The 14,715-nt window shown below is 41.6% G+C and carries 10 protein-coding genes; 2 read left to right on the plus strand and 8 right to left on the minus strand.

Annotated features, from left to right (window positions below; translation table 11 throughout):
- Positions 1–215: 215 nt before the first annotated feature.
- The 3 genes from L2730_RS09965 to L2730_RS09975 all read right to left on the minus strand — a co-directional run bounded on the left by L2730_RS09965 (position 216) and on the right by L2730_RS09975 (position 5,586).
- Complete coding sequence (locus L2730_RS09965) at positions 216–3,434, minus strand: EAL domain-containing protein (protein ID WP_248974462.1); 3,219 nt, start codon at positions 3,432–3,434, stop codon at positions 216–218.
- Between the two features lie 212 nt (positions 3,435–3,646).
- Positions 3,647–4,417 (minus strand): hypothetical protein, encoded by a 771-nt coding sequence (locus L2730_RS09970; RefSeq protein WP_248974463.1) that lies wholly within the window; start codon positions 4,415–4,417, stop codon positions 3,647–3,649.
- 2 nt (positions 4,418–4,419) lie between these two features.
- Positions 4,420–5,586 (minus strand): BamA/TamA family outer membrane protein, encoded by a 1,167-nt coding sequence (locus L2730_RS09975; protein ID WP_248974464.1) that lies wholly within the window; start codon positions 5,584–5,586, stop codon positions 4,420–4,422.
- Positions 5,587–5,961: 375 nt separating this feature from the next.
- Here L2730_RS09975 and L2730_RS09980 point away from each other — a divergent pair, with 375 nt between their 5' ends.
- Complete coding sequence (locus L2730_RS09980) at positions 5,962–6,840, plus strand: LysR family transcriptional regulator (RefSeq protein WP_248974465.1); 879 nt, start codon at positions 5,962–5,964, stop codon at positions 6,838–6,840.
- A gap of 138 nt (positions 6,841–6,978) precedes the next feature.
- The gene (locus L2730_RS09985) at positions 6,979–8,664 is read left to right on the plus strand and encodes a thiamine pyrophosphate-binding protein (RefSeq protein WP_248974466.1); all 1,686 of its coding nucleotides are present in this window, start codon (positions 6,979–6,981) and stop codon (positions 8,662–8,664) included.
- A 193-nt stretch (positions 8,665–8,857) separates the two neighbouring features.
- Here L2730_RS09985 and L2730_RS09990 read toward each other — a convergent pair whose 3' ends face one another.
- The 5 genes from L2730_RS09990 to L2730_RS10010 form a co-directional block, all read right to left on the minus strand.
- Positions 8,858–9,928, minus strand: coding sequence for a coiled-coil domain-containing protein (locus L2730_RS09990; RefSeq protein ID WP_248974467.1), 1,071 nt, complete (start codon positions 9,926–9,928; stop codon positions 8,858–8,860).
- A complete protein-coding gene (locus L2730_RS09995; RefSeq protein ID WP_248974468.1) occupies positions 9,928–11,412 on the minus strand; it encodes a GIY-YIG nuclease family protein in 1,485 nt (494 codons plus the stop codon). The genes L2730_RS09990 and L2730_RS09995 overlap by 1 nt, the downstream gene beginning before the upstream one ends.
- A 373-nt stretch (positions 11,413–11,785) precedes the next feature.
- Positions 11,786–12,163, minus strand: a complete 378-nt coding sequence (locus L2730_RS10000; RefSeq protein ID WP_248974469.1) for a hypothetical protein — start codon at positions 12,161–12,163, stop codon at positions 11,786–11,788.
- Between the two features lie 139 nt (positions 12,164–12,302).
- Positions 12,303–13,352 carry an autotransporter outer membrane beta-barrel domain-containing protein gene (locus tag L2730_RS10005; protein WP_248974470.1) on the minus strand — a complete coding sequence of 350 codons (1,050 nt, stop codon included), beginning with the start codon at positions 13,350–13,352 and terminating at the stop codon, positions 12,303–12,305.
- Positions 13,353–13,365: 13 nt separating this feature from the next.
- Positions 13,366–14,667 (minus strand): BamA/TamA family outer membrane protein, encoded by a 1,302-nt coding sequence (locus L2730_RS10010; RefSeq protein WP_248974471.1) that lies wholly within the window; start codon positions 14,665–14,667, stop codon positions 13,366–13,368.
- Positions 14,668–14,715 lie beyond the last annotated feature (48 nt).

Raw genomic sequence — 14,715 nt, forward strand, 5'->3', positions numbered from 1 at the left:
GTTGAAGAGGCACTAAAAAAACTCTAGTGTATTATTTTGATTGCTGGTTCACCAGCAGCTAAAGGAGCCTTTGTAGGTTGATGTCATAGTAGCTAAAGGAGCCTTTGTAGGTTGATGCCATAGTAGCTAACTTTAACTCGCTGAGAACTAAACAGATTCAGGCCCAGAAGTGACGCCAGTTTGGCATTCAGAATCAAATTTTATAGCTAAACACTTTATGCCCGCCTTGCTACTATTGGCTGTTGTTCTTTTATTGCCTTCACTAGCGATAGTGTGTGTAACGTATGCTTAAATGCATTATAAAGCTGATTCAATTCATCTTTTTTAAACAGACTGCTGCCAACCTGATTGTTCATTAGTATCTCCCTTGAGACAATATGCATCTCGTTGTATGCCAGCTCCATCTCATTCAACCATGCTTCGTCAAAAATAAGGTCGTCTCTTAGTCGCCTAATCCACTTATCAAAATGACAACCAAAATCAGCAATATCTACCTGTTTATTCACCTTCTTCTCTATTAGACATTCTATATTTTTAAGCCAGTGGTTAAGGATCAGTTCAAGTTGTCTTACCCTCCTAACCTGCAATGTCATTTCTTGCTGACTAATTCCCAACCAAGTCTGATTAGGTTTATAAGCATGAATCCAACCTAATAGTTTATTAGCCGGCATTGGTTTTGATATTGCATAGCCTTGTGCGTTATGGCATCCCATCAACAATAACATTTGCCCATGTTCCGTCGATTCAACACCCTCTGCGATAACGTGTCTATTGAATGATTTTGCCAGCGCAATCACCCCGTCAATGATAGAAAAGTCATTCTGATCGACTAAGACATCTCGCACAAAGCTTTGATCTATCTTAATGGTGTCAGCAGGAAGTTCACGGAGGTGAGATAATGATGAGTAACCCGTGCCAAAATCATCTAAAGCGATTTTAACTCCTAACTCATCACGACAAGCACAGATAATATCTCTTATTCGCTCAACATTACCTAAAGTGCTACTTTCGAGCACTTCTAATTTAAAGTTACTAGATTTGATATTTTGATGATACTTAAGTGCATCACTAAGATTATCCAAAAAACTCGCATTTAAAAGCTGCATCGAAGAAACATTAACACTTACCTCTATATCTATCCCTTGATTACTGAGTGATTCAAGCTGCTTCATTGCTTGGTTTATGACCCAATCACCGACTTCATTTTCTAATTCGGAACCTTCGATGCAAGGCAAAAACTCACTCGGAGGAATGATCCCAAACTCAGGGTGCTGCCAACGGTTCAGCGCTTCAACACCAATGAGCTTGCCAGTTCTCATATTCACTTTGGGTTGATAATAAAGGCAAAGTTCATCGTTGAGTAAAGCCTGTTTCATTTCTTGTATTTTGACATGTAATTGACTCGTTTCTTGCGCTTGCTCTAAATCGAAAAATTGATAATTATTCTTCCCTTCTTGCTTCGCTTGATACATAGCCTGATCAGATTGTCGTAGTAAAATATCCAAATCCGTACCATCCATTGGCGATAAACTCACACCTATTGAGGCACTGATATTGATGGCATGTTTGTTTATAAAGTAAGTTGAACTGGTGGCGTGGATAATTCTTTCTAATATCTCATCACACTGAGACGTTGATTTTATATCGCCTAAAAGCATTGAAAATTCATCACCACCGAGACGTGAGACGGTATCTTCGGTTCTCAAAGCCGCCACCAAACGACGGGCAACTTCTATTAGCAACTTATCACCGACATCATGACCAAAAGTGTCATTTACAGGCTTAAAGTCATCTAAATCGAGGAAACAAACAGCAAGTACCGTATTCGAACGTTTTGAATGGGCAAGAGCTAGATTAAAACGATCTTGCAGCAGTGTTCGATTTGGCAACCCAGTAAGTGCATCGTAATGCGCCATTCGGCGCATACTTTCTTGCTGACGTTTGCTGTTCGTTATATCGGTGAACATACCTAAATAGTTAACGATACGCCCATCGGCATTTTTCAGCGAAGAGGTTGTCAATAACTCGGCGTAAACTTCACCACTTTTCCTCCGATTCCAAATCTCTCCTTGCCAAAACCCTTGTTCACTCACTTGTTGCCACATCTTTTTATAAAATTCAGATCGTTGCTTACCAGAGCTAAGAATATGTGGATTTTTACCAATGACTTCAGCACGGCTATAACCGGTAATATCAGAGAACGCTGGGTTAACATCCACAATCAGTCCTCCAGCATCTGTGATCATGATGCCCTCATGGGTGCCACTAAAGACTCGTGAGGAGAGCTTTAACTGCTTCTCCAGCCGCTTCTGTTTAGTAATATCCACAATACTAATCGGTACGTTACTGTAGTTATTTGTTGATATGGGAACTTGAAATGAAATAAGTGCAGTAATCTGCCTACCATCTAACGTCTCATAATTAGCCTCAGAGAGAAAAGTTTCCTGCTTATCCCAAATAGCACATAATTCATTTATAAAAACGTCAATGGCGTTAGGGCCAAAAGTTTGGTCAATTTTACTTAAAAACTCCACTTGGTCTTTAGCGTGAAAGAGCTTTAAAGTTGCATTATTAACTGAATTGACTTTAACCATGGCAGCTAGATCCCACGCCAACTTGATATTTGCGTACAAATGTTCTTTTAAATTAACAACTCCTTGTTGTCGCAAATACTCTAGCTCAATGACAACTGCCGAAAAGTCTTCACTCCAAATCGACACTTCTGCATTATTAAAAATAGCTCTGAAGCGTTCTTCGCTCTCATAGCGAGAAGACTCTGCTTTTCTAACTAAAAAGATAACAAATAATGCGGTGATGATATTTGAAATAATGATAAAAATAAGCAAACGATACAAAGAAGTCTTACTTAAACCATAAGAACGTTGGCTGTTATTTTTGAACTCAAGAGCTTTACTTTGAGCGAAATTGACGAGGTAACTCATGTTTTCATTCAATTTTTCAATATGCTCAGCTTCTTTTCCTACCGTGATGTTAGCGGCGAGTTGATGCTGATTCTGACGTTTAAAAGTGAGGATTTCATCTCTAATAATCTTCCACTCAACAAAGCTAATATAGGCAGTATTTATTCGATTCTTATCCCCAAGAAAACGCTCTTTAATTAGTTCAAAATTTCGGTAAACGTCAAGTTCATGTTGATCAACAAGTGAAATAGCAGTATCTAATTCTTCTTCTGTTCTAGCTAAAACGACATCCTTCATATAGCGGTGCATAGCCAGAATATCGCCACTGGCTTCTAATACTGCGATACTAACTGAAAAGGGATGCTGGTACATTTTGTCATTGAACTCAGCGAGCTTTCTGTTTTCAGCGATGGCCATTAAACCAAAAACTATCACCAATAGAATCATGGCAATAAATCCTACTGAAATGATCTGTGTAGATTTCTTTCCTTGAATTAATCCCACGTTATCCATGCACACAGTCTCTGGTTTGTTCTAAATCTAGAATGAGCTATTACACTTATTTTAGGACAGATTATTAAAGTTGGAATTTTGTTTAATGATAAGTCGCCATTAGCGAGATCTTAAAACTGATAGCGCAGAAGGCTAATTAGACAGTATTGCTGCTGAGCGGCAACGAAGAATTGCCACAAAGACACTTTTAGTAAACATTTATTGGAGAGAACTTATTCGCATGTAGAGCTGTAGGCATTCAGCTCAATGAGCCCTTGCAAAATAATGCCATGATAGCGAGCTTTAACCAGTTGATAGTCCAGCTCAGGAGCAAAGTAGTAGGTCACCTTCTCTTCTCCTGTTTGCTCAACTGGAATTAAAGTAAGCTCGCCCCAAGGCTCAATGTTAGCTTTTTTCTGCTGTTTAACATAAAGCTGGTAGGGTTCAATAGCATCTGATGCTTGTCTTACTAAAGCAAATTGAGTGCGACCTTGGAGCAAGAAGTGCCGCATTTGAATAGCCAAGGTATCAACATCCCGCAGTGCAATCGATTTCGAGTGATAACGTTCAATATCGCCATCAATATCGACCTCGGTATCGCGGCCATTATTACTAAAAGAGACTTGCATATCCCTTGCCCGAAAGCCGGTCACTTTTTGATGGAACTTATCGGTAAGCCATTCATCTGTTTTCGTTGACCAAGACAGCTCTGCACGCTGCTGATACTGAGTACCTATCCCCAAAATACTGGCTTTACTGCTTGAAGTGACAACCGCTGTTTTACCTTTCCAGTTTTCGACCCGTTCCATAGTGCCAGTATGAATGCCACTTAAGAAAATGTCATAACTGGCACTGCGGTGGCACTGTTTTATAAGCTGATTTAGCTTCGCCGTTTGCGTAGCTGCGGTTTGCTCTACCTGCGATGGCTGAGCCACAGCAGGAAGCGCTAGCCACATCGCTAACCCAAATAAGCTCAATTTCAGGTAAACAGTGAATAAGCCCATACTTAGAAGACTTCGTTCACATTAAGATAGAAATTAGTTTCGTTTTCGCCAACACCAATATCAAGGCGTAAATTGATGTTATCTTTTAGCTTAAAGCGGAAACCGGTGCCATAACTGGTCAGCAACTCCTCATTAAGATCGCTGACTTTATCAGCAACACTGCCCACTCCGCCCCAAAAAACCATACCGTAGCGCTGGAAGATAGGTAAACGATACTCAACTTGCCCCATCATCATCTGCTTGTCACGGTAACGGCCTTTAATATAGCCGCGCATGGCACTTGAACCACCTAAGTCGGGCAACATATTCCAAGGGACATCACCATCGGTAAATTGTCCCTGCACTTGCCAAGCTATCAGCCCTGGAGCCGAGCTTAGCAAGGATGTAGAACTTAAATCGATGTAGTTAGCAAGCTCTAAGTTATAGGTTGAAAACGTCGAGTACTCACTGTTTTGGTAAAGGCCAGCGTCTATCTGGAATAACCAGCCTTTTGTGGCATTTAAGCGATAATCTCGCGAATCATAAATACTGCTTACCACCACACCAGAGCTAAAATTACTCGGCAATGTAGCGTCGACGTCGACAGGAACGCCGGTTTCAACTAACTCTAATTTATCTGCACTGGCGTAGGTAAAATCCGCGCCAATCCCCAGAAAATAGTTATCGGCAACTTCGTTCAACCATGTGGGTTTAAAGCTATAGACCTGCTCTTCAAATTCATGGTGGTTAGCGTCAATATTACCGTCTTCGATACCTTGGCCGTAATAGACAGATGCTTCATTATGCAACTCAAGTCCTAATAACAAACGTTGCTTACCAGCGTTGAAAAAAGTCATATTTTCAACTTCAACACCGTAAGAGTTGTTCATCGATACAAAGGAGTTAAGCACCAATGACGACGGCTGCTCTTCAGCTTTAGCCCCCTCTGTTTTATATAAGCCTACCATTAACAATCCCACACCAAACTTTTTCTCAGGCGTGTAATAAGCAGTCGGCAAGTAGCTCATATCGATAGGCTTGCTGTCATCAAACTCACCGTCAGCACCAAAAACAGAGAGAATGTCGTCAACCCAAGTCGGCTCCATATCTTTAGGGGTTTCAAATAGTGGTTCAACTGCAACTGCGACATTAGAAAAAGCAAACAGGGTCAGCAATAAAATCCGTTTCATAAGTACTCGAATCGATAAAGGAAATAGTAGGATTGTAGCGACGTATTTTGCATTAGAAATCTCAAACAAAGCCGCCAAACAGATCAAGAATAAACTTGCGAGCGCATTCTACCATTACGACAGTTTTCAACAATTACTTTTTCAATTTAGCTCCAGACGTTATGGCTAATGCCAATATTGAGCGGTTTAACCTTGGAGGTATAACCATGACTATAATAACTTTACGGCGGTCATTTCTCATGAGTAAAGCGCTGGTACCATGTATTGCGATATTCTTACTGGTGCAGCCTAAATTCTGTGAAGCTTATGCATAAACCACTGTTAATTGCAGCTGAAATAACGCATCTTGATATAAAACAGGGATAGGACAGTCTTATGAAAATCCAATTGGATGATTACTATGTTTTTTGTCAGGTGGCGAAATATGGCAGCATGAAGCAAGCCAGCGAGAAAACACGCCTGCCGCTATCAACGGTCAGCAGACGAATTGTGTCATTAGAAGAGAGCCTAGGCTTACAACTCTTTATACGTAATAAAAATAAGCTGTCACTCTCCAATGAAGGGGTAAAGTATTATCAAAAGCTAAGCGGTATCGTTGAGCAGTTGGCTAATACCATCGATGAGCTCAACGACAACTCAGGTTTGCTGAGTGGCCATATAGTGATATCGACCACTAAGCTCTTTTACACTCAATTCATTCACCCTGCCATTCTCAACCTGCTAAAGGATAATCCGAAATTAAGTATAGAGTTAAAGCATTCGATCAATTCCACTACATTGACGGATGATGTCGATATTGCCGTGGTAAATGGTGAACTTCCTGAAAGCAATTTGATCGCCAGAAAATTAATTGAACTCGAATTAGCATTTATGGCGCATGAGGATTTTGCATTGCGGCATAAAGATGAAATTGCTAATGGCGAGTTTAATGCGCTGCCCTATGTTTCGACTCTGTCTCATCCTTCACTGCCTATTACCAATAAAAACACTGATGAAGTAATAAAGATCCAACCAAGTCAAAAATTCAGTGTGATAGATGCAGAGATGTTACTCAGTGCCGTCAACGATGGTCTTGGATACGCTATCGTCCCACTCTATGCATTGCAGCCAAACAACGAACAGTTCAAGCTAGTACAAATATTTGAAGACTATGAATTGGCACCAGTGCCTTTTTCTCTTTTATACCGCAGTCGTAACTTACAGTCCGCCGCTCAGCGAGCTGTCGTTGATGCCATCGTCAACGCTTTTAAATAGCCCCCTTCAGTAAAAAATGCCAATCTCATTTTTGGGATTGGCAAGCTCAAAATACGCTATATAGAAGATTTCAGGCTTTGCTTAATATTACCTCACACAAACAACGAACCAATTTCAGTTCACTTATGAGGTAACACCATGCAACAGATTACACTAGCAACTTACATCCTTACTCGTCTTAAAGAGCTAAACACTAACCATGTTTTCGGTATCCCTGGCGACTACGTACTGCCATTCTTCGATGAGATTTTAGATGGCAACCACGGCGTGAAACACATCATGCCAAGAAATGAGCTTAACGGCACTTATGCCGCTGACGGTTACTCAAAAATGAACGGTTTTGGCGCCATGGTAGTTACATTCGGTGTAGGTTCTTTAAGTTGCACTAATGCTATTGCCGGTGCGTATGCTGATGACACTCCTATTATGGTAATCGCAGGTACCGCAACGGTTGAGGTGCTAACGACACCTACAGAGCGCCGCTACCACCATGTTATAGAGAACAACTTCGATACCAATATCGAGATGTTTAAGCATATTACCTGCGCCAGTCAACGCCTGGTCGATTTAAGCACTGCTACTTTCGACGTTGACCAAATGCTACGTAAAGCAATGCAGTCTAAGAAGCCTGTTTACTTAGAAGTACCTTATGACCTGCAAACAGCAATGGTTGATGCACCAACTCGGCCGCTAGACCTGATGCTTGAACAGTCTTCATCTAGCAATCTAAATGCGGCTCTAGAAGCTAGTGTGACACTGCTTGAGAAGTCAAAAACCCGCAGTGTGTTAACTGGTCACCTACTGCAACGCGAAAATATGATCCCCCAAGGTGTGCAGTTGGTTGATCAACTCAATGCGGCGGTTGCTACCACCTTCAGTTGTAAAATGGGCGACTTTGAAGCGCATCCAAATAACATCGGAATATATATGGGTGAGGTCAGCGAAGATTACACCAAAGAGATGATGGATGGCGCCGATGTAGCGATCGCACTTGGAGTGACCTTCAATGAGTTTGATACCGGTGTTTTCACAACTCGACTGGGCCAGCAACAAGATGTCATTTGGATCCGTAAAGATTATGTTGAGATCAATGGTGAACGTTATGACATGGTATATCTGCGTGATTTTGTGCCTGCGCTTTTAGGTGCTATCAGACATATCGATGCGGGCGGGCTGCAACAACAAGCACGTCGTAAGTTCGCCTTTGAACAAAAAGACAGATTTACTCCCACAGATAATAATCTGACCATTGACCGATTATTTGTGCAATTCTCTAACTACTTAGAAGCTGGCGACATGCTGTATGGCGATACTGGTGGCTTTATTAATGCGTCTCAAGCTGAATTTCCAGCAGATGTCGTCATGCATGGCTGTGGTAACTGGGGCTCACTCGGTGCAGGCTTTGGTATGTTTGTTGGTGCAAATTTTGCCAACGAACAGCACAACCGCCGCTCAGTAAGCATTCAAGGCGAAGGTGCCTTCACCATGAGCGCCCAAGATTTAGCGACCTTGATTGAGCACAAGAAAGACTTAGCATTATTCATCTTAGATAACTCCGGTTACGGTGCTGAGCGAGCGATTCACCCAGGTAAAGAGCGCTCATATAATGACATTGCGGTGTGGAAATATGAAAAGCTAGGTGAAGCACTTGGCGGAACAGAAGGTGTTGACGTACATAGCTATGTGGTAAATACCGAAAAAGAGATGGATGCTATTTTCAACGCACTGAAAGAGCCAAAAGGCGTCAACATAGTGCGAGTGATGTTAGATCCCAATGACTCAGCCACTTTCAACCTACGTTTTAGCCAACTCTTACAGCACTAAAACCTAATGTTCGACTCGCCCCGGCTATAGCGAATCTTGACTGCAGCTTATGGGTTATTAGTCATATTCACATAGCCCAAGCCCTCGAATAAACAGCCTTGATGACTAAACTATCAAGGCTGTTTATATATTTACCTAGTTAGACTTGCGAAAAGCCATGATAAAAGCTCACTTTACCAAAGAGCTGATAGTCTTAGATTGACCACAAATTTAAGTAAATGGCAGCTCCTGCAATAACCAATGCAATACTTGGCAAAACATTACGGGCTAATCTTGCCTGAGTACTCGACTGCTGCAATTGAAAATCTTGCTGTTGTTGCTTAGCGTAATCCACAGCTTGATGGGCCTGCTCAAGCTGACTGGTAAGCTCGGTTAACATACGAGCATTAGCCGCTATATCCTGAGTATGTTTGTCCAGCTCACCTCGTAAGCTTGCTATCAACTCGGCTTGACTCTTGATTTGTAAATCAGCTTGTTGCTGTATTTTCAATAGCGCAGCGCTTTGCTTACTCAGTCTTGTAATCTCACTATCTTGAGATTGGTCCTTTTCCGTTTTAATTTCACTCTCTTGTTGCAGGGCTTGCGCCAATTTAGACAGCTGATTGATATCTTCATCTTGAGCGAGATCTTTTTTACGCTTGCTTTCACTTTTTTGCTGCAGTTCATTAATCAGCTGTTGGCGCGTATCAGCGCCTTGAATAATCTGCTCCGAAGTTTTATTTAGCCGCTCAATTTTGGCACTTTGCTCTGAATCAAGAATATCTTTTACTTCTACAAAGTCATCCAGCTCAGTGAGCTTACGTTGATGACTTTCAATCTGTTCCGACTGCGCTAACTGATAGCTAACTTGCTGCTCTAGCTTAGTCACAATCGCCAGTGCCGCATCTTTTTGATTACTGTCTAAGGTACGATCATCTTTGGCTAAATGAGCAATTTTCTCGACTAGCGCTTGATGGAAGTCTTTTAAGAAGCCATTTTTAATGTTCTGCACTTTTAGCACTATGCTCAAAATGCTCTGAGTCACCTCTAAGCTGGCGCCGAGGTTTTCAATCATACCTGCAAGCTCTTTGGTATTACGGCCTGAAATACCACCAAATGCGTTGCCCCAAAAGCCCTTTTCACTGATATCACTGGCAAGTTGCTGCACATTTTGGCTACTTTTCAGTGCCTCAGTGAGCTTGGCTAGGTTACTTTCAAAGTCTTGAAAGAAAACTTGATATTCTTGCCGTTCAATTAATTCTTGCTTTTTTGTTGCCAGTTCCACTATTTTGCTCCCAATGAAATGCTGTTTAATCTGTCTTCTATGCTGAATGCTTCGATAGCTTGATGCTGTTCTAGTTGGCAGGTTTTGGCCTTTAAGTCGACCACTAAGTCTTTTGATGAACGCATATAATCTTCGAGACCATTCACCAAAATAAGATCTTTCTCCGCATTAACGATTAACTGCGCACAGGCGCTTTTTTGCTGCTCATAGGATTGGTTCAACATGGGGTTAAAGTTAACAATTTTCTCCACAATCGTAGGAATAAAGCCCGATAAATAATGACTTGAAACACCAAAACCAATCGCAGCAATCGTGGCAGCAATATAAGGTGAGTACGGTGCAATTGGAGGAAACAAAGCCGTTAACTTCGCTTCTATAATAGGGTCAAGTGCATCCCATATAACCAAACAACCACTGGTAATGATAATTTCTGATATTTTGTGCACTAGCTCCGCCTTTGAAAGGCTCTTAGAGCCCTTATAAAGTTGCCATGCGGCGTAGCCTAGATCATAAATATTGCGAGCTAATTGGTAGATTTTGCGAAACGCGCTAGCAAAGGCATTGACGATGAACTCGAATAAGCCTTTCAGTATTGAGCCGGGATTCTTGACCATATTAGCCAGCACACCCCAAACTTTTTTGAATAAGCGCTTAACGCGGTCTTTCAACTTGGTTTTACCGCCTGAGACTATATCAACCAACTCATCTTTAAGCGCTTTAATACATGCAGTGATAAGGGTTTCTAATACGTTCCAGCCTACGTTAGCAGCCGCTTCTTTAGCCGCACCTTTTACCAAGGCGGCGGTACTACCTGAAGCGTCTTTCATTTTTTTAGCTTCGATATTGGATCGTGAACCTTGCTCATTTAATAGCTCTTCACGGGCATTAATTTCCGGTGTTGCATCTTTAATAAGATGCGCCTCAATGGCGGCGGCAGTTTCTTTAGAATCGCAAGAGATGAATTTTACAGTACAGCCTTCTGTAAACTGTTCTGTTAGCTTATATTGCTCACCATTTTTGAGCTTTTGGCGGTTTTCATTTAAATGACCAGCATGCCAACGGCTGCGAATATTAGTGCTGTCTCCCACATAAACTGCAGTATCCTGTTTATCAAATACCACATAAACTCCCGGAGTGTTAGGCACTTGGTGTAAGCCTTCAGCAACACCATCACTGACGCTGAACTCGCCATCAAACTGCATATTAGATAATGAGGAAATCCCATGAGAAAGACTTTTAGAGATCATCTCCTTCCAAGCTTCGCCTCTATTAGCGACCTCCATAACATCTGCAGCAGAGGTCGCCGCTAAACTATCGGACACAGTGGTTTTTAAGCTGCTTTTGTTGCTATTGGGTTGGGAATTATTTTTATTTCTCACGCCACCAACCAATTTGCGGGTCACGTTATCGATAGCTTTATCAACAATGGCATTAGAGAGAGGAGACAGACTGTGTACTGCTGCAGAACTATCAAAAGTATTCATTAACACATCCTTGTTATATCGACGAGCAGGCTCAGCCCAAAAAGGTACTCATCAACATATTGTTTAAATTGACTAAAGTTCAAAGCTAGCATAGTGCCGAAAATAAATTTCAAGCATATATCTCAATATTAACGATTCAACTACACATCGCACTCAAGTGAGCAAACTCTAAGCAAATGCTAAGTGATTTGAAACATCAGCTTTAATATGGAGAGACTAAGCCATTGTATCTTGATGGGTTGTTAGGTGTATTAACAAGAAAAAATGGTAAGAGAACGCGGCAATGCAGGCTGTTGTGAATAGAGTGAGCAGGCATTAAACAGAATGAACATGCAAAAGGGCTATTTATTTACCAAATAAATAACCCAAGCTGTTAACCACCAAAGGTAATCTCTATTTGGTGCTCATCTTTACTGACAGGTGCAACATTAAAGAATGTACCGAGCGGGCACTCATCAGCATGGATGGGCGCGGGTGATAAAAAGCCTTTCTGCTGGCCTTTACTGGTTGTCCATACTCGGCAAGCTCGTTCGCCATCTTTGGTCATAAAAACATATTCAGTGGTGCCCTGCTTATCTAGCGTCGGACCTTTACTATCACAGTTATGCCAGTCCTCATTTAGCGCATTCGCCACGTTATAACAGATAGATTTAGCCTCATACTCTATCGTGGTTTCAACAGAGGTTGCCGCGTTAGCAGCAAAGGAAGTTACACTTAACAGCGGTAATATCACCAGTGTCTGTTTCAACATTTTAAAACCTAATTAATGAGTGTCGAAACTATGGACACAAAGCCATTAAGTAAGTTCATTAGCCTTGCTAGTAATCGCTACTGACGCACTAAATCAGCCCAATTATTTAATAGTAGAAGCTCAAATTTCCGCCAAAAAGTTAAAACTTGTAGGTATACATAGCGATATAATTCTGCCTACCGTCACCGATATTAGCTTCTAAATCAAACGAGTGATGTTTAGTTAAACTCCAGTCAAAACCAATTAATCCGGCATAGTGAGCGACATTCTGTTGTGTAATGGTATAGCTTAGCCCTTCTAAAGTTGGTCCATCTTTGATCTCAGCATCCGACTGGCCAGTTGTTCCTTCGGTGTCCATATATGAAACACCGATATATGGGTTCACAAACCCCCAATTAGGGACATTAAATGATGTGCCAATTCTTGCACTTACAAGCAATGTCTCTGATTCAGTTCGATCATCATCAGTTTTGGTCCAAGTATAACTGAACGGAACCAGCACAAAAAAGTGATTAAATCCGTAAACAAAGTTGGTGGTAAAACCATAGTTCCAGCCAGAATAATCGGGAGATATTTCAGGCAACTCAATATTTTCAGGAACATCATCACAAAATGCTGGCGTCACTCTGCCGCCACACACCTCTTCAATTTTCTTAAAAATTGCAGTCGGGATTTTAATATAAAGATCGGTTGAACCTTCAAATCGGCCACCGTGGATGCCGACCTGCATGAAGGGGAATATCCAAGCTGCAGCGCGCAATTGTATGCTGGCAGTTTCAACATCTGGCTGGCCAAAATCAATGCTATCTAAGTCAATAACCTCACCGATATCGACACCTTTGTAATTTAATTTTAAGTTAGATAGCGACAAGTCTTGTTTGGAATAGTTAGGAATAATAGAGATTGAAAGCGGTAGAGGTAGGTCATAACCTTTTTCAATGACTTGCTGACCAAAGAATGGCAAGTAGCGTTCCCACTTTCGGTTGGGGTCGGTACTTTTACTGGGAATAATATCTGAGCGAACCGTTTCATTACGCTTTTGTTGACGCTTATCTCTAGCAGTTTGTGTTTCCGGCACTTCAATTTCAGCCGTGGATTCGACAGTTTCTGTTGTTTTCGGCACTGGTTCATCCGTTGCTAAAACAGAAAATGTAGCGCTGGAGATGAGTATGACCAACAATTTATACATAGTGAATTCCCTTTTAAAATGCTTCGTTAAAAGTTAAATAGAAGCCGCTTTCAGTCGCATTACGACCATAATCAACTCGTACATTCATTCTCGGTTGCAGCTCAAATCGATAACCGATGCCATAGCTATAAATGAGATCGTCATATAGCTGCTGCGGTTCATCTGCAATAGAGCCTAGACCGGCAAAAACCGTCATTCCATGCCTTGATAGTTGGCCATTGCTGTATTTAAAGGTGTGACGATATTCCGCGGTATTTTCAATAGAGTTCTTATCGCGATAATGTCCTCGATAGACACCTCTTAAAGAATCTTGGCCACCCACAGTCGGCATATCAAAATAGGGGACATCTCCGTCACTCCATTGAAATGCATTATAAAAAGCCAACACCCTTCCCTTGCTAAAGGAGTAGTAATAACGATAATCGAGTAGTAGTTTTTGATAGTCGCTATCGCTACCTATTGTCTGTGAATAAACGATGTACTCAAAATTGAAGAACTGGCCACTCCAAGCATTGACAGAGAAATCTCGGCTATCATGCTCAAGTGCCACCCCCAACCCTAGGGAAAATGGCTTATCTTTAAACTCTTGAAAATTGGGGTCGTCAATAGCAGTTTGCGGTAAAGTATCTTCGTCAGGCTGAAAGCTTTTAACGCGCAGAGCGGGGCCAAGATAAAAACCGTTAAATGTTAGGAAGGTGAGGTTTCCCTCATAATTTAGCAACTTATATTCATACAGAAGCTCATCTGATGCTTCAACGGCATCTCCCGCTTCGTAGCCCACTCCCCAGTAATACTCACTTTGGTTACCCATGGTAAATTTACCAAAAAGGCGCATAGCATTATTATCAAAAAACAGATTTTGTTTTGATCTCAAGCCTAGTCCAACACCACTTTCAACCTTATTGCCGATGGCGACCAAGGTCAGACTCGAACGCTGAAGCTCTTGCTCCTGCCTGTTAGTCGAAAAGGAATATAGAGCCCCTAAGGCCAACATCACACCAGTTTCTGGCATATACCCCGGCCCACCTAAAATCGAAAACAGCGGTAAGCCATTCTTTGTGGAGTGGTCTTTCAAGGCTTTTTTATAACTATCTAACTGTTGCTCAAGCTTGTCGCATTCGCTATTACAATCACCAAGTTTGTCATCGATTTCATCAATCGCCGTTTTATAGGCTTGCGCTCTCTGCTCAGCTTGCTCCAACGTCTTAAAAAATGGCAAAGCATCACCGACAGGAAGCTGCTCAACTGAATTCAGAGCAGCTACTTCGGCGCAAGCAATTGTTGGAAAAAGGCATAAAAGAATAAGCTTTTTCATAAAATCCTTTTGAAATCGCGGCTCATTTTTTATTTAAAATCTACAAAC

Origin of the sequence: Shewanella kaireitica (genome assembly GCF_023284045.1) — a bacterium.
Classification (GTDB): Bacteria; Pseudomonadota; Gammaproteobacteria; order Enterobacterales; family Shewanellaceae; genus Shewanella; species Shewanella kaireitica.

Bases quoted from the DNA above. Each gene is read 5' to 3' on its own strand.
- L2730_RS09965 (WP_248974462.1), bottom strand. From the start codon at position 3,434: ATGGATAACGTGGGATTAATTCAAGGAAAGAAATCTACACAGATCATT.
- L2730_RS09970 (WP_248974463.1), bottom strand. From the start codon at position 4,417: ATGGGCTTATTCACTGTTTACCTGAAATTGAGCTTATTTGGGTTAGCG.
- L2730_RS09975 (WP_248974464.1), bottom strand. From the start codon at position 5,586: ATGAAACGGATTTTATTGCTGACCCTGTTTGCTTTTTCTAATGTCGCA.
- L2730_RS09980 (WP_248974465.1), top strand. From the start codon at position 5,962: ATGAAAATCCAATTGGATGATTACTATGTTTTTTGTCAGGTGGCGAAA.
- L2730_RS09985 (WP_248974466.1), top strand. From the start codon at position 6,979: ATGCAACAGATTACACTAGCAACTTACATCCTTACTCGTCTTAAAGAG.
- L2730_RS09995 (WP_248974468.1), bottom strand. From the start codon at position 11,412: ATGAATACTTTTGATAGTTCTGCAGCAGTACACAGTCTGTCTCCTCTC.
- L2730_RS10000 (WP_248974469.1), bottom strand. From the start codon at position 12,163: ATGTTGAAACAGACACTGGTGATATTACCGCTGTTAAGTGTAACTTCC.
- L2730_RS10005 (WP_248974470.1), bottom strand. From the start codon at position 13,352: ATGTATAAATTGTTGGTCATACTCATCTCCAGCGCTACATTTTCTGTT.
- L2730_RS10010 (WP_248974471.1), bottom strand. From the start codon at position 14,667: ATGAAAAAGCTTATTCTTTTATGCCTTTTTCCAACAATTGCTTGCGCC.